This is a genomic window from Sphingobacterium sp. MAE, assembly GCF_056711605.1.
Genome location: NZ_CM160044.1, coordinates 1,387,419 through 1,409,196, shown reverse-complemented (window position 1 = coordinate 1,409,196; position 21,778 = coordinate 1,387,419). Strand labels below are relative to the sequence as shown.

Annotated in this window: 16 protein-coding genes; 15 read left to right on the top strand and 1 reads right to left on the bottom strand. The window is 35.6% G+C overall.

Features of this window, described 5'->3' with window-relative positions:
- Nucleotides 1-604 precede the first annotated feature (604 nt).
- Nucleotides 605-1,168 (top strand): hypothetical protein, encoded by a 564-nt coding sequence (locus AC06G9_RS05995; RefSeq protein WP_480957691.1) that lies wholly within the window; start codon nucleotides 605-607, stop codon nucleotides 1,166-1,168.
- A gap of 528 nt (nucleotides 1,169-1,696) precedes the next feature.
- Here the strand turns inward: AC06G9_RS05995 and AC06G9_RS05990 are convergent.
- Nucleotides 1,697-2,146, bottom strand: coding sequence for a nuclear transport factor 2 family protein (locus AC06G9_RS05990; RefSeq protein ID WP_045756565.1), 450 nt, complete (start codon nucleotides 2,144-2,146; stop codon nucleotides 1,697-1,699).
- Between the two features lie 575 nt (nucleotides 2,147-2,721).
- Here AC06G9_RS05990 and AC06G9_RS05985 point away from each other — a divergent pair.
- The 14 genes from AC06G9_RS05985 (at nucleotide 2,722) to cas1b (ending at nucleotide 21,778) form a co-directional block, all read left to right on the top strand.
- Nucleotides 2,722-3,360 (top strand): hypothetical protein, encoded by a 639-nt coding sequence (locus AC06G9_RS05985; protein WP_248754402.1) that lies wholly within the window; start codon nucleotides 2,722-2,724, stop codon nucleotides 3,358-3,360.
- A 569-nt stretch (nucleotides 3,361-3,929) separates the two neighbouring features.
- Entirely contained in the window at nucleotides 3,930-4,742 is an 813-nt protein-coding gene (locus tag AC06G9_RS05980; protein WP_480957690.1) for a sensor histidine kinase, read from the top strand.
- The gene (locus AC06G9_RS05975) at nucleotides 4,727-5,395 is read left to right on the top strand and encodes a response regulator transcription factor (protein WP_480957689.1); all 669 of its coding nucleotides are present in this window, start codon (nucleotides 4,727-4,729) and stop codon (nucleotides 5,393-5,395) included. The genes AC06G9_RS05980 and AC06G9_RS05975 overlap by 16 nt, the downstream gene beginning before the upstream one ends.
- Nucleotides 5,396-5,583: 188 nt before the next feature.
- Entirely contained in the window at nucleotides 5,584-6,939 is a 1,356-nt protein-coding gene (locus tag AC06G9_RS05970; RefSeq protein WP_480957688.1) for a T6SS phospholipase effector Tle1-like catalytic domain-containing protein, read from the top strand.
- A 102-nt stretch (nucleotides 6,940-7,041) separates the two neighbouring features.
- Nucleotides 7,042-8,913, top strand: coding sequence for a hypothetical protein (locus AC06G9_RS05965; RefSeq protein ID WP_480957687.1), 1,872 nt, complete (start codon nucleotides 7,042-7,044; stop codon nucleotides 8,911-8,913).
- A gap of 160 nt (nucleotides 8,914-9,073) precedes the next feature.
- Nucleotides 9,074-12,580, top strand: coding sequence for a hypothetical protein (locus tag AC06G9_RS05960; protein ID WP_480957686.1), 3,507 nt, complete (start codon nucleotides 9,074-9,076; stop codon nucleotides 12,578-12,580).
- Between the two features lie 578 nt (nucleotides 12,581-13,158).
- Entirely contained in the window at nucleotides 13,159-13,953 is a 795-nt protein-coding gene (gene cas6, locus AC06G9_RS05955; RefSeq protein ID WP_480957685.1) for a CRISPR-associated endoribonuclease Cas6, read from the top strand.
- 85 nt (nucleotides 13,954-14,038) lie between these two features.
- Nucleotides 14,039-15,988, top strand: coding sequence for a hypothetical protein (locus AC06G9_RS05950; protein WP_480957684.1), 1,950 nt, complete (start codon nucleotides 14,039-14,041; stop codon nucleotides 15,986-15,988).
- Between the two features lie 16 nt (nucleotides 15,989-16,004).
- Nucleotides 16,005-17,033 carry a type I-B CRISPR-associated protein Cas7/Cst2/DevR gene (cas7i, locus tag AC06G9_RS05945; protein ID WP_480957683.1) on the top strand — a complete coding sequence of 343 codons (1,029 nt, stop codon included), beginning with the start codon at nucleotides 16,005-16,007 and terminating at the stop codon, nucleotides 17,031-17,033.
- A complete protein-coding gene (locus AC06G9_RS05940; protein WP_480957682.1) occupies nucleotides 17,026-17,706 on the top strand; it encodes a Cas5 family CRISPR-associated protein in 681 nt (226 codons plus the stop codon). Before cas7i ends, AC06G9_RS05940 begins: the two co-directional genes overlap by 8 nt.
- Nucleotides 17,699-19,993 (top strand): CRISPR-associated helicase Cas3', encoded by a 2,295-nt coding sequence (cas3, locus tag AC06G9_RS05935; protein WP_480957681.1) that lies wholly within the window; start codon nucleotides 17,699-17,701, stop codon nucleotides 19,991-19,993. The genes AC06G9_RS05940 and cas3 overlap by 8 nt, the downstream gene beginning before the upstream one ends.
- A gap of 11 nt (nucleotides 19,994-20,004) precedes the next feature.
- A complete protein-coding gene (locus AC06G9_RS05930; RefSeq protein ID WP_480957680.1) occupies nucleotides 20,005-20,520 on the top strand; it encodes a CRISPR-associated protein Cas4 in 516 nt (171 codons plus the stop codon).
- Between the two features lie 66 nt (nucleotides 20,521-20,586).
- Nucleotides 20,587-20,793: an IS1096 element passenger TnpR family protein gene (locus AC06G9_RS05925; RefSeq protein ID WP_480957679.1), complete on the top strand. Its 207-nt coding sequence runs from the start codon at nucleotides 20,587-20,589 to the stop codon at nucleotides 20,791-20,793.
- 10 nt (nucleotides 20,794-20,803) lie between these two features.
- Nucleotides 20,804-21,778 (top strand): type I-B CRISPR-associated endonuclease Cas1b, encoded by a 975-nt coding sequence (gene cas1b / locus AC06G9_RS05920; protein ID WP_480957678.1) that lies wholly within the window; start codon nucleotides 20,804-20,806, stop codon nucleotides 21,776-21,778.

The window sequence follows — 21,778 nt, the reverse complement described above, 5'->3', positions numbered from 1 at the left end:
TCGGCTTCGAGTGTCCCCTCACTCCCTGTCGAAGCCCACTCGAAGCCCACTGGGAGCCCACTCGAAGCGACCTAGGAAATGGGGCGAAGTTGGTTAGGAAAAGGTGAGTATTTTGTCCGCTGGATTCTGGTCTACTGCTCCTGCTCGAATTTTGTTCGGCTCATCTTCGGGGAATTATCGTGTAGCAGGTGAATATTTACCGAAGGAATTTTGACTGATAAATCACACGTTAGTTGCTTGCACAACATTATTTTTGGAAGTGTTTTTAGGGATAGGGTTTTTAGGTGATATCAGCTACTTTCTATATAACAGCTCTCCGTCAGTTTTAAATAGTTATCGAACATATATCCCCAGATCTTAATTATAATTATATTTCTTCTGTCATTGTAGTCTTTTTTAATGGACAAAGATTACCTACTCCATTATTGCTCTGATAATTAAGAAATCCAATCGGTCAAAATTATAAGGCTACAAATGTTTATCCACTATCAAATTTTAACACAATTTTAAATAATAATTTTGAAATTTTAATGCTTCCAGTTTATAAATATTAATTTTGATTGTTTATATTACTATACATAAGAAATCAAGATATAGATAAGATATGAAAATATTATTAGTTGCAATATCATCTTTAGCCCTTATTGGATGTAAAAAGGTAGGAAGTGATGAAGAAATTCTGAAGAGGGATAACATTTATTTACTAGATTCTATCGTAACAAACCAAGATTATGATGTTAACAAGGATGGTATTTCAGAAAATTTAATAAAAGAAATACCAGAATTAAAGGGATCAGTTGTACAAATAAAAGATATAGATGACATTACTTATATAAATATTTTATGGGCAGAACCCATTATTGACAATAAATTATTAATTCATACTATTGAGGAATCTTATGAAAAGAAATATGACATAAGCACTTATAATATCGTGCAAAACCAGTTTTATGGAGATCTAGTTAATAAGAATAAAGAGAAACTAATAAATCTAACGCAAAGATTATCTGGTGATAATCATGTTTATACTTATTCAAAACCTACAAGTATAAATCTTGAAAACAATGAGAAGCAGCTAGTAATTGTATCAAATCAAAAATTCATAGTGAATAATCAAATAGTTTTTCCAATGGTTAAATCATATTACACTATTAAAAGTTCTAAATAATTAAGATATTACTACTTAAAGTTTTTTAGTTTTCGAACCTAACACTAAAGCTGCATATGCCATGCTCCCAAAAAGCTATAAATTTTTTGGGAGCATTTTTATTTAATCTTAAAATTTTTACGACTAAAAATTAATATTTTCTGAATCAGTAGCTCGATGCCTTCGTTTTGAATTGCTACTTAAAATTAGAGATTCTCTTATCTTACCAATCATTATATTGACCTATATTTTGAATTTAATTTATACATGATTTCACATACGTAACCATTCAGAAAGTTCAAATGAATTAAAAAGGACAAGTTTTCTATCAAGGATAAATAGACATCCATAGATAAAATTACATCATATAATATAGGGAAGTTGATCGTTTTCAGAACCTATATTTGATTAGATACAATAACCCAGAAAATATTTGTCCTTTGATTTTAAAAACATGAGTTTCCTACTTATCCTGTCAGATAGAACAGGAAATAGAAAAGCCACATCTCACGACGTGGCCCTTACTAAACATATGAATTAAACAGTAAATTATTGATAAGAGTTAATGGATTGAGATACTTTCCAGTTACCACCGTCATTGACCAAAGTAACTAAATCGATCTTGGTAAAACCTTCAAACTGAAGGATTACTTTTGCAATCATATAGTCACTTGACTGCTCAACGATGGTGGTGCTTGTTTTACAGTTCAAATGCTCACCTTTTTGTTTTTTCAGTAATGAAATAACTTCTCCGCGGCTGTTGGTTTTATCTGTTGCTGCCTGTACTTTTTGACTGAAACCGGATGCGAACAACTGCTCTACTCCTGCTGACTCTCCTTCGGTCATCACGGCTACATAATGGTCAATGGCGAGATCTGCTGTGGATAAGTTGACAGCTGCTTTCTTAGAGTGGTCGCCTACTGGTTTTGCTGCCGCCATAGTGAATGTAGATACTGCGATCAAGGCTGCTGCTGCGAATGTTTTTGCTAAAGTTTTCATATTGTCTTTATGTTATATTGTTAGTTTTTTATTTTAGTTGTTGATTCAAAAGTAGGGTGTAAATCGCCCCTACCCTATGGCAATTAGATTAAACCAACTAAAAACTCGGCGAATGGTGGAAATAAGTAGGTGAATCATTTTTGGATATTTTTGATTTGAGTATACTAAGCGCCGAGGTCGATTGGTTAAATATTTTTTGTAAACAAGTCTGCCTAAAAAATGGCTTGTGAAGCTGTACGCTATAGCAAGTTTATTACGATCGAAAGAATTAGAACTGGAGTAGCATACTAACCGACAGAAAAGCTATTGATGACAATTTGTGAAAAAGTAAAATTTCTTTTGGAAAAAGATTTTCTGATCGATACATACACAATCTATTATTAGGCCTTATTTGACATCGAAAATTAGCGGAAAATCACTCTTTTTATGAGAAATATCTGATAACATAATAGACTTACATTGCCTATAAATATCACTATTTTTTAATTATTTAGAAGGCTTATATGTTTTTATTAAAAACTTGATCCTCCTGTTTTTTTTATTTATACTTGTAATAAATAATATTTCTATAACCTATGGATCTTCAAGAAGTAAAATCATACATAAGAAATTGGAACCAATATTTGCTACAAAAAGGAATTAAGGGATTGGTTAAAAAATTAGAAAAATTTCAATATTTTGAATTTGATGCGGAGCAGCTTCTGGGGGGCAACTCGGAGTATGTACATGCTTATCTGGGCATTTCTGAAGATCTTAAAGACGTCAAACTCTTTATTATCACGGATACTTTTGATTCAAAGAAGACACTACCCCATATCGAAAAACATATTTGTGTAGCTAATCCTGTAGTATTTGGAATTTCAGAACAACTGCAGGCGGAAATTAGCGATAAGAAAGCCATGAAAAGAATAAAAAGATGGCAAAAATCTCCAAAATCATATTTGAAGGGCAGTTTCTCCGAGAAAACCAATGTGGTACGTTGCTTTACAATTCCAACTGATGATTTACGGACGAAAGTAAATAGAGCTTATTTTGCCATCAAAAAAGCGAAAGATACCCGTCCGTTGGAATATGAGATCGATCTGATTATTAGAAATATAGATATGCACAACATGAAGGAATCAAATATATCCTATGATACCATCAGATTGGTTCCGCCATTTCCACCAAGTACTGAAAATTTTTACTTGATAGATGAGATATTGAACGACTAAATCATTTCAATGTTGATTAAATTATTGGATTGGGGTACATGGCTTGTGCCCCTTCTTCTGAGCTTAATGTGCTATTCGATAGCCAAATATTACAAACTATTAAAACCTTACCAGAAGGTAATTTATATCTTCCTACTGATCTCTTTATCTGTAGACCTCCTAAGTCGTTTTTGGTCCTTCGCCTTTGCACAAAATTTAGAATTTATATCCATCTTTGCGATCATAGAAGTTATCATATTTTATATTTTTTATTATAAAATATTGTCATCAACAAACCATCTGCTCGGAAACATTCTCACTATTTTTGCTTTGGCCTATCTCTGTTTAGATATGCTATTATTCCAAACCAATCGTTTAACAGATTATCAAACTTATACCCGTAGTGTCAGTTCATTATACATTGTAGTCAGTAGTTTATTATATTATAAAAAAATCTATTCGGAATATACTAGAGATAAAGAATTGCTCCAGTTAAATGGAATTTTACTGCTGTACTATAGTTTGAATTTTATACTCTACTTGCCTATAAACTATATTATCAACGTCTCTGTAGCGATTAATATTTCATTATGGATATTCAAGATTATTTTGTTATTGATATTTTATTTATACCTATGGAAACATCTAATGAATTATGGCAAAAACAAGAAACAATCTCGAATTGGATTTTAATATCCGTCATTTTTATATTCGTCCTGATAGCAATTGTCATCTATATATTTACATTAACAATCCATCAACGTTATAAAAATAAATTAGCACGTCAAAAAGCCGAACTCCAATATAAAATAGCACTACATGATGCTACACTGCAAAGTATCGAATCAGAACGAAAGCGATTCGCATCCGAATTACATGATGGTATAATTGGAAAAATGACGGCCATAAGGTATAGTCTACAAATGAATTTAGCTCCAATAGAAGTTGACAGTCTGTTAGAAGACTGTATTATTGAATCAAGAAGCCTGTCACATCAGCTTTACCCACCGCTGCTAAAAGATTCTGCTATAGATCAACTCGTTCAAAGCTGCATACAGCCTTATCAAACAGCTATTGCTATTTCTTATCATTCGGATATGCGGTCTGAAATCATGCTATCTGAAGAACAAAAATTGCATATTATTCGTATTATACAAGAATTACTGACCAATACGATTAAACATGCTCAAGCCTCGGTAGTCAATATTAGGATTCGGATTGAGCGAAATATTCTATTGCGGTATACCGATAATGGTCAAGGACTAGTCGTTCAAAATAATCCCGGATTAGGTCTACAGAGTATTCAGTATAGAGTGATGCAACTGAAGGGAACCAGTAAAATTTATACCCAGGGCAAAGGCTTTAAAACATTAATATATATTCCAAGATGCGTACAAGATTAGCCATAATAGACGACGATTATTTATTAATAGAGCTGATGCATAGATTTCTGCAGGAGCAAGATTTATTTGATGTTACTTTTTCTAACACCAAAAGTAAAGAAGCTCTAGACTTACTTACTCAAGAGAATATGCGCCCGGATATTCTTTTGTTAGATCTTAAAATGCCGGAAATCAATGGAGTAGATATGCTCAAAATAATAAAGGAAACATATCCGTGTATAACCGTCATTATCATATCATCCCATTACCAAGATAATCACCTCAGCTATATGATCCAACACGGGGTGGCTGCATTCGTACCCAAAGGAATTTCATTAGCTATTTTACTGCGCGTCATAAAAGGTGTCCGCGAACATGGATTTTATCTTTTGCCCGCTCAAATAGATGTCCTTCGAAATCAGGTAGCTCATGCCACCACTGCGCCAGACTTTTCAACTCATGGCATGACCGAACGTGAAATAGAAATACTAAAATTGATAGCCCAACAAAAGACAGCAAAAGAAATTGCTGAAATCTTATTTATCGCTCCTCGCACTGTTGAAGGCCACAAAAACAATCTATTTTCTAAAACGGGGACAAAAAACATAGCTGGATTAGTCATTTTTGGTATTCAAAAAGGCATGATCAATCTAAACGAAATCAACTTTTACTAACTCGCAACTCTTTATTATACGTCTACCGTACCCACCCCAAAAAGGTATGGTAGGTAATATTACCTGTCCTAGATTTTAGGTAATTCCTTCCTAAAACCCTTCAGCTCCGCTCGCTAATTTTGATATACTCAATAATCAACTGGATAGATGAGCTGGATGATATGAACACTTATAAATCTTTAATAAATATGAATACAAAAGAAAATTTTTCGACGATAAAAGTCGGGTTATTTTTTGACGGTACAGGAAATAACGGATACAATAGCACCGCTATAAATCCAATTGATGAGGGCAGTTATCACGCTTCTCCATCAAACATCTTTCGATTATACAATAACTATCGCCATGAAAGTTTTGACAATACAAATATGTTGGCCGTTTATGTCGAAGGCATTGGCACACTTACCTATCAGGAAGATTCGTACTGGAACCAAGCAACAGGAGATTGGTCAAGATATTATGGCGGAAGTAGTAAAATTAGTTTTGCACTTGAAGGTATACATCAAGAACTAACACAATTGTTTAACTATAATACGTATGAAAAGGAGATCGTGCTTGAATTTAATATATTTGGCTTCTCGCGAGGAGCAGCCTTGGCTCGGCACTTTGCCAATCAACTGACCAAAGTCAGATCAGATGTTTATAACAAAATAAGTTCTTCATTAAGCAAATCCCAAAAGTCGCTTAAAGGCGTGGTATTGAATTTCATTGGACTGTATGACACGGTAGAGTCCTTTTTGCAAGGAAAATTTGATACCTCAACATCGGATCTAAACGCCAATTGCGTCTATCACCTCAGGGCGATGCATGAATGTCGTAAAAACTTTCCTTTTACATCGATCTTTGATAAAAAGACGAGTGAAAATGCCGACAAAACCGGCGGGGGCTTCCTCGTGAATAAAAATTTCTTTGAACTCTATGTACCGGGGTGCCATGCCGATATCGGTGGTGGTTATTTGAACCATCTCATTGAACAAACGTCAATCACTTGTACATATACCGAAAAAGGTTCAAGAGAAGAAGTTGCCAGTCTACAAAAGAACAAACTGTGGGAGAAATTGATTGACAACAAAAATATCTCATACTACAATTATCCCACTCCAGGATTTAGCTATGCGATATCAAAACGTACAGATGTACAAGCAGAACTACAGTGGGCATATGCATTATTGATGCTCGATACTGCTGTGCAATTTGGCTGTCCTTTTAATAAAGAAGCATTTTTTGAACTATATCGTTTGCCTGCGGACTTAAGAGACTTTTTTACAGCACTTCAAGAAAAGAATGAATTGCTGATTAACAAAAAAAGTATCCAAGCTTTAAATCAAGATGTAATAGACCGTATAACACAACAGTATATCCATATTTCTGCAAATTGGGATTACATCAGTCATTCCCAAATTGGTCCATCAACCGAACCTTTAAAATATACTGTAAATGATGATTCATCTGCCCAAAACGAGCTAACAGCTAATCTTCAAGCATCTGCAAGAGTAAACGAACCTGAAAAAAATTGGGTAAGAACAGTTAAATATCAAAAATAGAATAGTACACCTTTTTAACCTGATAACCACGCCGTTTTAAAAGGCTCAGCCATTTAGTAGAGCGTCATTTCATAGATCCATTTAATTTAAATCAATTATATTATGAGTGCAAAAAATTCAGATTTGTCAAACCCAAAATATGGGTATGACATGGTAGTCGCGACTACACAAACTTCAGTCAATGCCACCATGAAGGAGTGGTTATCCAAGTACAGTGGCAAGCCGTTTATTCAGGCTTATATTTATGATCCTTCCGCAAATAACGGAAGTGGAGGGCCCGCCCTGACAAATTATGACGAATTAGTAGCCAAACTCGGTTTTGATCCCTTCACAATACCTGAAAACACGCCAATGACAGATCCTCATTTAGTCAAGTTGCTGGAAGAGCGGTTTATGTTTGCCTTTTACACCGAACTTGGGCTTCCGGATTTTCCGCTAGAAAAGATCCCGCCTGTCATCGAATTTAACAAAGAAGGTTCGTATGTGACCTATAATATGGTTGCGAAGACGTTCAAAATTGTGGTCATACAGCCCGGACTATATGGTCCTGCGACCTGGATCAATCTCAATCAACAAGATGCAACGGATCCATGGGTATTCTCGTTTACGATAGATCTCGACTTGCGCACAGACAATATCAACAATCATTTTAGTAATCTACCAAAAGAGACACAAAATGAAATTAAAAATCTGGGGATCGATATGTTCAGCGTACAGCAGCTTTTTCTGGATCTCAATGCAGCAAACCTTTCAGACAGTGTTACGATAAAAGGACTTGATAAAAATAGTATAGCCTATGTATACCTCAACCAGATATTCATCAACACCTACGTCGCTCAGATCAGTAAAGATGGTGGCATCATGCTCGGGTATAGCGTGGTATCAAAAGAAGAATTCCCTAAAAATGTATCCATCATCCCAACTGATATGAATTTTATGATCTCTTCCTATAAAGATTCGTCGGGTAAAGCTACTCCTGATTACAATGGGTATACGCTGAACTACCTCATTATGTCAAAAGGAAGACCATTGCCAGCGCCTGTACAGTTTAGCTGGAACTGGGTAGAAAAAGATCAGGTATCTCAGTATGCCGGTGTCATGGCGGTGAATAGAAATACCTTTATCACTTACCTACACCATTTGCTGTCGCAGGGGCTTGGTACCATTGCGAGAAAGCCTACCACCAATTTCCACATCAACTGTATAGAATGTGGTATACGCTGGGGCTATGAGGCGGAAGAAACTCCTCAAACGTACAAATTAGTAAATCAAGGCGGGGCGCATGTACTGACCTATTCCTATAATAAAAGAGCATTTGACGATGATAACGCCTGGTATTGTGCAGCATGGGGGAATTTTGAAGCGAAATATAATGTACAATCTGATGTGTACCTAGAGGGCACAAGCATTCGTATTGAAACCACGACAACGATGTGGATGCACATCAATGTCTGCGGCGGTGTGACGGAAGGTAATTTTGCAAAAAAGTCATCTACAACACTCTATACGCTTGGTGTTGATGCCTACGGTCGTATTACCGTATCAACGAATGGCCCCAAAATCACCGATCATTCTGAGGCTGTAGATCCGAGCTGGTGGACTAAATTTTTGACTTTGGGCGCTATAGATGATATGGTTGACACAGTGAAAAACTCCGTTAAAGGATGGCTTGAGGGTTTCCTTGCAACAGATGCGGGCAGAATTCAACAGATGCTCAACAGTTCGAGCGGCTGGACATTCCCGGGCGCAAGAACATACGCATTTATGAACGCTCAGTTCTCTGAACATCAAGATCTTGTAACCAACGTTTTGTACATTTCTCCTAAAACCGACCGTAAAGTGATCGCTCAAATGCTTGCCTTAGTAAAAAGTGAACCTGAGATCCTTCTTGAACGCGCCGATAGCCTAGAAAAATTATTGGTTCATAAAATACCGCAATTGTCTTCACTCATTGCAGAAATAGAACATAACTAGGCTTCATACCTAGACTATAAACAACATTAAAAAGAAGTAATAATTTAAATGGCTTTGACAATTCTATTACCATTGGTCCATATACGCCATTGATTTACGACAACATTCTTAATGATTGCAAAACAAGATTATAAACAAGAATAATATAAAAATTAATGCTATGCCACAAAAAAAAATAAATTATTCTACGGAATTAATGGTAAATTTTAAACAGGCAAAATCAGTTGCGCCACAGAAAAAGTTTGAAGCACTTCAAACGGACGAGGGCTATTCTCTTCTTTTTTCGATAGGTACTGATCAGGTATTTTATCTTACCCAACAGACATCGGGTACGACAAGCGGCTGGAAACAGGATGATCTCAGTAGCCTGCTGAGCAAAAATCACGGTGGAAAAAAAGTAGTTGCCAAAACATTTGCGGTATCCCAAAATTTCACCAGCAGAAAATTTGATGTTGTACTTGCTATATCCGTGGATGATACTGACTACCTGTATGTATCATTAAATAATAGCTCCAATTTAAAGGCACTTAACGACCTTACTTTTCAGTGGGAATTAATCCCCTATGACGATCCTAAACATACCAGTATTAAGCTGGATGTTAAAAACCTATACATAGCACAAACAAAAAATGAGGAATATATTGTTGTAGATATATCAAGATCTACCTTTGATCCACCTGCTGACTTTCTCGAACGGTATTATATTGATCCCAAAAAATTGAGTGGCAGATATTGGAATAACCTTTCGATGGGGGGTGATCTCAATCCAGGCATTAGCAGCACTTTGGGTCGTAAAGATCGTGACCGGGTAGATGGTATCTATACGCTCGGATCGATCAATGGCACTACGGAGTTATTGTATGCGCCGCTGTATAATCCCTTCGACCGAAAAGCTCCAACGACCATTACACGTTTACAGGTTCCATCGCAAGCAAGCGCACTGGCTGCAGTGAATGTAAATGGCAATCTGACCGATTTATTTGTCATAGGTGAAAAAACACTCTACTATTTTGCCGCTGATAAGCAACAGGATGGAGACGCTGGAATTCCTTTGATGAAGAGTGATCTGTTTGATGGTGTAAAAGATGTATTTGCCTTTTGTGACCAGGAGAAATATGTGATATGGGGTAAAAACCGGGCCAATCAAATATTTTACACCTCTTGTCTCAAACAAAATATAGCCGAGGCCAACTATTGGACCTTTCCAGTACCCATACTAACAGGTGTAGAGCAACTTTCACCCTTATTGAATATTGTTGATTCATCCAATGTATTTTTTGCTGTGGCTGGAAATCAATTGATAAAAGCGGAACAGTCGCCAGAGACCAGCATCTGGTCATTTCAGAAAATAACGTTAGAAATACCAGTTGAATCAAAAGCGGAGCACTATAGTTCTTATACTACACGTATACAACTAACGGACAACAACGATAAAGTACTATCTGACACAGTCTTAAATATCAGTTCGAATAGCCGAATGCCAGTGCTTATCAACAATCTTTATTATGTGATTACGCCAGATCCGATTGCTATCCGTACTGATGATGCGGGCGTGATCACAGTTGTCGAAGAGATTCAAGATATTACAGGGCTTCAAATTATGGTTTCGGACGATGCAGGCACTTCCGTTGTCATCAACCCCATGAATAAGCCATTTGAAAAAATAGCCTCTTTAAATAGCTCCAGTAAACTGCGAGATGCAGTCATTGTGAATCCTGACGGACAAACTAGAAAACTGGTAAGTGCAGATGTCGATAATAATAGTTTGAACCAAGTAGCAATAGCGAACAGCAGCTTATCTCAGGCCTACAAGGAGGTGTCCGAAAATTTTAGTCATAGATCGGGTGGGCTGCTCATGAATATGGCATATGGCAATACCGTTTATCTTGAGGGAATAGGTGACACCATCGTATCTGAAGTCGGGGACCTGTTCAGGTGGCTGGCAAGTGGAGTAAAATATGTTGCCAATATCGTAAAGAATGTGGTAACAGGTGTGTGGCATTTTGTCGTCCAAATTGGCAATAAAATTTACCAAGGTGTGCTTAATTGTGTTGAAAAAGTTGTCGGTGCGGTACGTTGGATCTATGACATCATCAAAACAGCTATAAAAGATCTGCTCAAATATCTCGAATTCCTGTTCCAGTGGAAAGACATTACCCGCACAAAGGAAGTATTCAAAAATCTTAGTAAACTCTACCTTAGACGTCAGATCGATCAGGTAGGCGAATTGAAAACTGCTTTTGACGGCGAGATGAAAAAGCTGGTAAAAATATGCAATGAATGGGGAGGCATTACAGACTGGAAAGGCTTGGGTGCTGCGGCAACTTTGCCAGCAGACGCGAGTTCGCAGCCAGCAAAGGGAGATTCAGCTCCTGCAGATCTTCTACTATCTCATTTCCAAAACAATGTCAGTCATATTAAGGCAGATCCACTCGTTGGCAAACTCAACATGGACAATCAGTCGATTATCGATTTACTGTTCGACACCCTTAAAAAGGAAGGTGTGATCTTCGATGCCGTACTCGATCAAATCGATCAACTTGTCTCCGAGTATCAAAACATGACCCTTGAGGAAATCCTGAAAAGAGTAGTCGCTATCATTGGCTCTGGTGTCCTGGAAACCACACAAAATATATTTGACGTCCTTTTTGACATTTTTATAAAAATGCTGGAATCGGCTTTAGAGATACTAGATACACCAATCTATATCCCAGTGGTAAGCGATATCCTCGAATATTTTGGTGTGCCCAAAGTCTCTATGTTAGATCTGCTCTGCTATATAGGTGCAGTGCCGGTAACTGTAGTATACAAAATGGCCAAAGGTGCAGTACCTTTTCCACAAGATGAATTTACAAACTTTTTAATCAAAGCTTCTACTTTCGAAGAAGTAGAAAAAGCTTTCAACCCGCCAAAAATTGTGTTGTATACGCATCAGAAAGATCTGAAAGTTGAAAGTACTGCCGTATCCTTATCCGTAAATCCCAATCAAATTTTTTATGTCGATGCTGGTCTTTTTAGGGAAATGAAAAGTAACAGTTTGACTATATCACCAGAAAACTCAAAGGTAATTTCTACCGTTGGAAATATGTTTGCAGGTTTCTTTTCGCTGATGTCCATATTTATTGTTCCTTTTGAAGCGGCTGCCCCAACAGGAGAAAATCCATTTGGTACTTTCTCTGCTGTATTAGGTGTTTTGGGCGCCGGATCAGTTGGAATTAGCAGTACATTAGTTCCTAAAATGCCGATTAAAAACAAAGTGGTTTCATGGATTAACACGGGGACTACCGTGACTAGTATTCTTTCCAAAATAGTTTTCAGCGGTCCTGCACAATCAAAATTCAAAGCCTCTCCGGGAATAATGAATAAACTGGCTGCTGGTGATGGGCGTGCTACGGGAGCTATTGTAAACAGCATACTTATACTTCCGGCTCTGTTCTGCTCATGTTGGCATTTTTACGAACTAGCCCAGGAAAAAGAAAGTGCTACACGCAGTGTCGCGATCATTAATGAAACAAGCAATATGACTTCATATATCAGCAGGCTTTCTTATGCCGTAGCTGTCAATGTGAAAGATCCAGAGGTGAAAGCTGTCTCCATTGGAGTACTAGTGGTGGCGAATATATGCACATCAGGCTTGCAAACGGCGAGTGCAATAGTGAATGGATAGGTCATTCTGAAAGTAGGGATTAGTTTCTTTAAGCCGCTTAAGATTTTAATTTTAAGCGGCTTAACCATATTTAAAACAGCCACCCCCTAAATTTCCCCCAAGGGTAACGCGCTGTGAATTGCTTTCATTATCTATAGATGATTTGTTGGTCTTGTTGGGAGCTATTACTTTGGGAATTACAATTTAAAACTAGCGACTAACTTCTAGTCCAATCTCTGTATTGAACTATATGTTAGATATAGTTATTCACCATATGAATTAGGGAAGTTGGTCATTTTAAGAACATGTATTTATAGGTCTTTAAAAACTCAGAGCTTTGATTTTACAAATCATAAAGGCTTCGACTTATTGAGCGATAAAGATGATATAGAAATATGTGATGTCAATCCATGGGTTCCAAAATAATGATATCCTCGATCTGAAATTACGAAGATCAAACTGAAAATAGATAAAAAAATGAATACCTATACGGTTTACCGTAATCTTATATTCTAGAAATAATCTTAACTTCGATAAAGCGATAGTCAAGATCTTGTTTGCTTTTAACAATGTAATTCATAACCAATATTAACCGTAAAATGCAATTTAAAATAACGCTATTATCGAAAAGTAATTCAACTATAATACCGATTAATTATCAGTATCCATTGTCTAGTGCTATTTACAAGATTATTGCAAAGGGTGATCGTGAGTATGCTAACTTCTTACATGAGTCTGGTTATGGAAAAGGATTCAAATTATTTTGTTTCTCACAGATTAGCTGCCCATTTAAAATAGAGAATGATCGTTTAAGACTCTTAAATCCTGAACTTTCATTCTATGTCTCCTTCCATCTACCTGAAACAATGGAAAACTTTGTTAAAGGATTATTCCAATCGGAAACATTGGATATTGCCGATCATAAGTCAAAGGTAAGTTTTAATGTTAAATCCGTGGAGTCATTGCCAAATCAGCTAACAGATTATATAGAGAATGAATTAATAAATATATCAATAAAACCGCTATCCCCTATAGTTGCTAGTATGCCTAGAGAAAGTGGAATATCCGAATACCTTGCTCCATCTGATCCCAGATTCATAGAATCTCTAATTTACAATTGGCGAAGCAAAATCGCCACCTGTTATCATGAACAAACAGCTTCAGAAGCCTTACTTCTATTGGAAACTATATCATTCGTAAAATCTGCTAAATCAAGATTAATCACAATAAAGGCAGATGCAGCAGAAGAAACAAAAATTAAAGGATGGTGGAACTTTGGTTTAAAAGTAACTGCGGAACGTCGATTTGTGGAGCTTTTACTAAATTCTGGAATCGGCAGAGAAAATAGTATGGGATTGGGGTATGTGGAGATGGCTGAAAAGATAAATAGATAATAGATTTAAAGGACAAGACTATATTGAATAGATTATGACCATATTCCATACCTACACTGGCAATGCCATTCTCAACAATGCATTGATGACTATTGAAGCACTTGCTAAATTAAACAACGTCTCAGAAATAAATCCAGATGTCTTAACTCGGATTTATACTGATGTCGATTTAAGGAGTATTAATAAGCGTCTTAAAAGCTATACGATGCTATTTACCAAGAATGGTCCGCTGCATAATGACAAAACAAATGGAGATAAGGTATATGAATCCCTGTTTAAAACAATAGTATCAAACTTCGAATCAGATGGTTCTAAGATTTGTGAAATATCTGGCTTAAAATTCAACAAAACCTTTAGTGAGCTTTATAAACTAGCTTTAAAGGAAGAAGGAATAGGGGAAAAAGAAATCTTAAAAAAGGACACTAACATTAGTAGAACGTGGTTTCCATTAATAGGTGGTTTAGGATCGGATGCCCAGGCTTTACCACAAGCTAAATTTGCTATTCAAATCCATCCTATATGTATTGCAATTCTTCAATTTTTACCGCTATCGTCACTCCTTTACAAAGGTGGAGTTTTGTTGTTCGACTCTTCTAACTTTGAGCTATCAAGACAAATGATTGCAGACCATACAAAAATTTTATCGGAAAGAATTCAGGCAGTTTCTGTTAAAGAGTCTGTCGAAAATATAAAAGATTTTGCAAAAGGGAACTATTTAATTAAAGTATTAGAGATACTGAAACAAAAAGAAGAGTATGAAGAAACATACTCCGATCTTAATATGTGGAGTTTTTCCAATTCAGGCACAGGAGCAAGTTGTGAGATTGATCGAGTTCCCAACTCGTTAATTAAAAAACTACAAATACTATATAGTAACCCAAAAATTGGGAATGAGTTAAAATCTATTTTAACAAAAAAGGAAACCTCTTATAGTTTCCTTGAAGCATTGGAAGGTAGTATTGATTGGTATTTACTGTATCCAAACGTATTTGGAAGTGGAAAAAAAGCAGTAACATATGATGGAGTTTCTCCTGAGTTTTTAGAGTCATATTATAGAATAAACGGTCGAGACTCGGTAATACCAATGGCTAAATATTCTGCAAATTTGATAAGCAGATATAAATCAAAATCATTTGAAAAACTGTTGGAAAAAACAGACGCTTGGAATAATCCAGAATACAAAATTGAAATGTACAAGGTATATATTAAGGCTACTGAGCAAAATGAATGGAGCTTAATGCATCATGTGGAAATTTTAGACAATAAGGATGAATTACCAATAAAAAGTAATTTTTATCGCATCCAAAAACTAGTTCATTACTATACACAAAAGAAAATTCAAAGCGATGGAATTCCTGAAATTGATGAATCAAACACAAAAGTATTGAATGCTTGTAAATGGATTATAAATCTAATTCAGCACGACCCAAAAGCAAATACTATAAAATCCAATCTCACTAATCCAAATGAGAGCAATAAAGTCGGATACAACCGTATTATTTTTGATGCCTTGGACAATACCGAGCTAGACTTCAATGAAGTCGTAGAGATATTTTACGATAAAGACTTTAAATATAGAAAGTATGGGTTGAGCGAACTATTGAGAATTTTCTTCTCTCAACCGCAACAGCAAAATTTTCAGTATTCATATTTTAATAACCAAATGCCCAATGAATCTCTGTTTGTAAATTGGATGAATAGAATTGATGCGTTTACTAAGGACTATCAAAACTACTACTATGCAAAATACAAGAACCTAGAAACAGGAAAGCTCCCGTACAATAAGTTTCTAAAAACTATAGAAAGTCTAATCAAAGAAAATAATAATTTCTACGGTCTATTGAGAGAAGCTATTTTTAACACCAATAAATATATTACTGAAACTCAAAATAACAAAGTAGATAAATGGATAATAGAGGATTTAATGACTAATCCAATTGGAAACAATAACCAGAATATCTGTTTACTTACTATTAAGTTCTTACTGAAACAAGCTGCACTAAAACCATTGAAAAATCAATTATTAGAAAATTAAAATATCAAAATAAATTATGACAAAATTAAACAACATTACAGGCGCATTACTTATAGATGCAACAGCTACTTTTCTAAATGGTGCTGGTCTAGGCGTACAAGAGGATAAAAATCGTGTAATACCAAAGACCTATAAAGAAAAAGTAAATAACCGATTGGAAGATGTACCTTATGTATCAGCTCAAGCTTGGAGAAGATGGCTCCGTGATACGACAAATGAGGAAAACAAATGGAATCCAAGTGAGCTGAGAGCTGTTGGGGATGGATCAGAAAAAGGAACTACTAATAAAATAGCGACAGAATTAAATCCAATTGAATTCCCTGAAGATGACTTATTCGGATACATGAAAGCCGGTGCAAAAGGAGAAGAAAGTATTCAGCGGACATCTCCTTTTAAATCCTCGATTTTGAAAGGAATTAAGAATATGCGTACCATCAATACCGACGAAGCTTTTGTTCATTTGAAAGAAGGCACTCCCCTTCCGTATTCTACAAAATTCTACTCTGCTCATTTGGAAGGTTTTTTCAATCTGGAATATTATCGACTAGGTGTTTATGATAACTTGGGCAGTAAGCAGGAGTTGGCTTCTGATCTAGTAGAAAAACATGAAAACAAGTTGAATCAATCTAGCTTAGGAGGAAAATTCAAAAGATATGAATTGAAAAATGCAATTGAAAACCGTAATAATAATGCTTCTGGGTTATTGAACGGTTTAGCTTATTTAAGAGGAGGTGCAAAACAAGCTGCTTTTGGTGCTGATGTATCTCCAAAAGTGTTAATACTTGCAGGTTTAGAATCAGCCAATCCAATTTTTAATAACCTTTTTATAGGAACTGGTGAAAAACCTATTCTAAATGTCGCGTTGTTAATTGAACTGGCAGAGGACTACAAAAGCAAACTCGCTACACCAATCTATATCGGCTTTAGAAAAGGTTATTTACAAAATGAGGAAGAAATTAATGAGGTGTTAAAAGAGGGATTTGTTTTAGCTTCACCTATTGAAGTTGTCAAACAATTCAACAAAAATTATTTGGCAAATGGGTAAATTATTGGAGGTAAAGTTTTCAGGATGGACTGCTACACCCCGCCTCCCCTTTATTCTTTCTGGTAATTCGGTTTGCATGCATACTCCAAGTTACTCTTTAGTACTGGGCATAATTGGGTGTTGTCTCGGTCGAAATGTTTTAGCTGAAGAAGTAAATTTTGGGTTCAAATATGCATATGAAACAACTGCTCATGACCTCGAAACTAGACAACGACTAGAATACGATGGACGGAAAGTTAAACAACATAGTAAAGGTAGTGATGCCTATACTAGAGAATTTCACACCTCTCCTCATTTGTCCATTTGGGTTGACAGACTCGATTGGAAAGATTTTTTTGAAAATCCAATCGGAACACCATCGCTAGGACGTTCGCAGGATATATTAAAAATTGACAGTGTAGCAATAATAGAAGTAGAACATGTTGATCGAGGAGATTTAGGAGGTTCTTTGCTACCATTTATAGCAGGCATGCAAATAGGGGGACAATTGGTACAATTAGCAGAATCTTATCTTGAGAACGAAGATGTAGGTGAAGGGCGAACAGCGATCGCTTCAAAAGTATTTATATCAATACCACACGATAATAATACAGAAGTCGCTTTTAAAAATATATACAAAACAAAGACAGATAAATCAGTTGCGTTTTATCTGCATAGATTTGACAATGAATAGCAATTATTTTGATCAGTTTTTTGCTAAAAGTGATGGTATAACCACACTAGAAATGCATACCCGACATGTCATCACTGCTGGGAAAAATCTACTGAATTCTCTTCCATTGAATGATGATGATAGAGAATTTTGGTATGACAAACTGATCAAAATTGCTGTTTTACACGATCTAGGTAAAATTCACAATGAATTCGTAAACAGATTAAAAGGATTGCAACAGGGTGATATACGGCATGAATTGGTATCGCTTCTATTTTGCATTAATTATCTAAAATTAGAAGATGATGAGCTATTTGCAATAGCAACACATCACAAAGGTGTTGTAGATCAACACGGAAAAGGAACCCTGTCACAATACCAAATAAGTGACTATATTGAAAAATGGTTTGTATCCGACACGACTATTTTTGAAAGAGAAAATGTGACAACATGGTTAAGTCTATTTGACATAAATATTGAAAGCATAGATCAAGATTCCATAAAAGAGCTTCCCAAACATGTAAAAATGTTTTTAAATGCAAAATACCAAAAGAAGGCAATTCTAGATTTAGACAAAAGAAAACAATTCTCTTTATGCAGAGCTTTGCTAATGGCTGCTGACCATTTAGGTTCTGCAAGAAAAGAAGATGATATACCTACTTATAAGCGCCTTAGTTTACAAGATTTTCAACCTTATAAAAATGCTGAGTTCCTTCCTTTTCGACCATTCCAAGAAAGATTACAACATGTGCACACGGATATCATTTTACATGCTCCTACTGGTTCTGGGAAAACCGAAGCAGCACTGAACTGGATTTATGCGAATCAGACAGAAAATTCAAGAATATTTTATTTACTTCCTTATACGGCTAGTATAAATGCAATGGTGAGTCGCCTACAAAAACATTACAACAAAGGAGTTGTAACAGCCTTGCATTCAAAAACATTGGATTTTTTATACGATCAAATTTCAGAAGAATACAATAATGAAATAAAAGATTATCGAAAAATTGAATTAGAAGCTAGAAATAAGAAATCACTTTCAAAAGAACTTTTCTTTCCTGTAAAAGTAGCCACGCTTCACCAAATTTTAAAAACATCGTTAAAAGGAAAAGGTTGGGAGATGGCTCTGTTTGATTACAGAAATGCATTGTTTATAATTGACGAGTTCCACACTTATGATGCCTTACTAACGGGAATGCTGTTGGCGACAATTAAGCTGTATAGAAGATTATTTAATGCCAAATTTTTCTTTATGTCAGCTACAATTCCTGACTTTATGCTAAATCTCATTATTAATGAAATTTATGACGGTGATCATAACAGATTAATACGTCCGGATAAAAGCTTAGTAGAGGATAGAGCTATATTAGAGAGAAAAAGGCACCAATTGTATTGTTTTAAAAATACGTCAATAGATATGAAAATTGAATTGGTGAACTCATATCTGAGATCAGGAAACTCTATCTTAATAATCGTTAATAATGTAAAAACAGCTCAAAAACTGTTTAAAGAAATTCAATTTGAGGGTACAGTCCAACTTTTGCACAGTGGATTCAACAAAAGAGATAGAACGATTATTGAAAAGTCAATTACAGATGAGGATACAAGTAATCGTCCGCAGTTGTTAATCGCTACGCAAGCGGTAGAGGTTAGTCTTGATATCGATTACGATATTGCTTTCATTGAAAATGCTCCTATTGATGCTTTAATTCAAAGATTTGGGCGAATTAATAGAGGTGGGAAAAAGAGAATAAATCCCGTAGACCGTAATTCTAACATCAAAAATCATACTGTACCCGTTTATGTATTTGAAAAATCGATCGGAAACACATCTTACTTTTATAACAATGAGGTTCTGGCGAAAACATGGGGACAGTTAGTATCCATAAATAGCCAAGAACTAGGAGAAGACGATTTAATAAATATTTGCAATAGTGTTTACAAAGAAGGGTATAATGATACACAACAAAAGGATTTTGAAATTGGTCTTAATAATTCCATCATCAATCAATTCGAAGAAGATTGGATTGCTGGCCAATGGAGAGATTGGGTAGAAGATATTTTAGATAAAGGAAGTCAAAAAATAGAAGTTCTTTGCTTAAATCTCGTTAATGAATATGAATCATTGATTGAACAACAACGATATTTAGAAGCAAACCAACTATTTGTACAAGTTTACAGATACGAAGCTGAAATTTCTAAAACCCGAAAATTTGGAGATGTTTTAGTTGCTAATAATTTAGATTACAACTCAACAATCGGATATTTTAAAAGATTAAATAAAGCTGATGACCAATTCTTATAATATGTTTCTTTATGCCAATCACTGGAACCCATATCGCCTACCTCCACACCTGCCATCGCAAACTCTGGCTTTTTGCCAACGGCATCCAGATGGAACATACTTCTGAAACAGTAGCTGAAGGAAAGCTAATTGCTGATACCACCTACCTAGATCGTTCAAGAAAGTATACTGAACTAGCAATAGATGGGATCAAGATTGACTTCTACGATGCAAAAAACAGTATTATACACGAGGTTAAGAAGTCCAACAAAGTGGAACGAGCTCATCTGGCTCAGGTAAAATACTACATGTATGTACTTTCACGAAATGGTGTTCATGAACCTAGTGCAATATTGGAATATCCTAAACTTAAACAACGAGATACTGTACACTGGGATGATGAAATCGAAGCATTAGGAAAACAATGGGAAAAAGAAGCTAGTGAAATTATCGCTCTAGAGTCTAGTCCTCCCCTAGTTAAATTGAACATTTGTAAGAAGTGTAGTTACTACGAATTCTGTTATATAGAGGAAGAAATAGATAAATGAAGTAAAATATAAAAATATCGTATTACAATTAAAAATCTAGATCAATGGAATTGTTAAACCTCCTGTATGGCGAAGATTATTAGTACCAAGCATTTTACATTTGACAGGATAGATGAAGTTACACAAGAAGCTTTCGGATGGCAGGACTATCATCTTTACCAATTCTCACCAAAAGGTTTTGGCTCCTACACCCAAGTAGCCGTCATATACGAAAATTGCGATAAATATAATACAGAGGACTCTAAGAATGAAAAAAACTTACTATTTGTTTAATCCAGGCCGAATGAGCCGGAAAGATAATACCCTAAAATTTATACCTGTAGATGAAGATGGTATAGAAGGAACTCCTAAGTATATTCCTGTAGAAGGTGTCTCTGATTTATTTTGCTTTGGAAGCTTAGATGCTAATAGTGCCCTGTACAATTTTCTTGGCAAGGCTGGCATTGCTGTTCACTTTTTCGATTATTATGAACATTATACAGGCTCTTTTGCTCCAAAAGAATATCTCCTAGCTGGAAAAATGCAAATTGAACAAACCAAGCGATATATAGATAAAAAGAAGCGTATGGAAATTGCTAGGAAATTCGTTTCAGGAGCAGCATTCAATATGGGTAAAAACTTACGATACTATATCAATCGGGACAGACCAAACCTCGCTCCTACGCTAGAAGTAATAGAAACCTTTGGTAATTTAATAGCCGATACTTCTGCTATTGATGAGTTAATGGGAATTGAAGGTAATATCAGACAAACGTATTACTCGACTTTTGACTCGATCATAACTTCGGATTTTCAAATGGACAACCGTAGCAAAAGACCGCCTAAAAATGAAATCAATGCTTTGATTTCATTTGGCAATATGCTTTGTTATACTTTGTGTCTAAGCCAAATTTATCATACACAACTCAATCCAACGATAAGCTTCCTTCACGAACCTGGATACAGACGATATTCACTAGCTCTCGATGTGGCAGAGATTTTTAAACCGCTACTGGTGGATCGTATTATTTTCAGATTACTCAACAAAAAAGAGCTGCAGGCTAAAGATTTTGACCATCAAATCAACAGCTGTGTGCTGAAGGAGTCTGGACGTAAGACCTTTGTTCGCATCTGGGAAGAAAGAATAAATGAAACCTTTAAACATCCAGTACTAAAAAGAAATGTGAGTTATAAACATCTGATAAAACTAGAATGTTATAAACTGACTAAACATATTTTAGGTATGGAAGAATATAAACCTTTTAAAGCAAGATGGTAA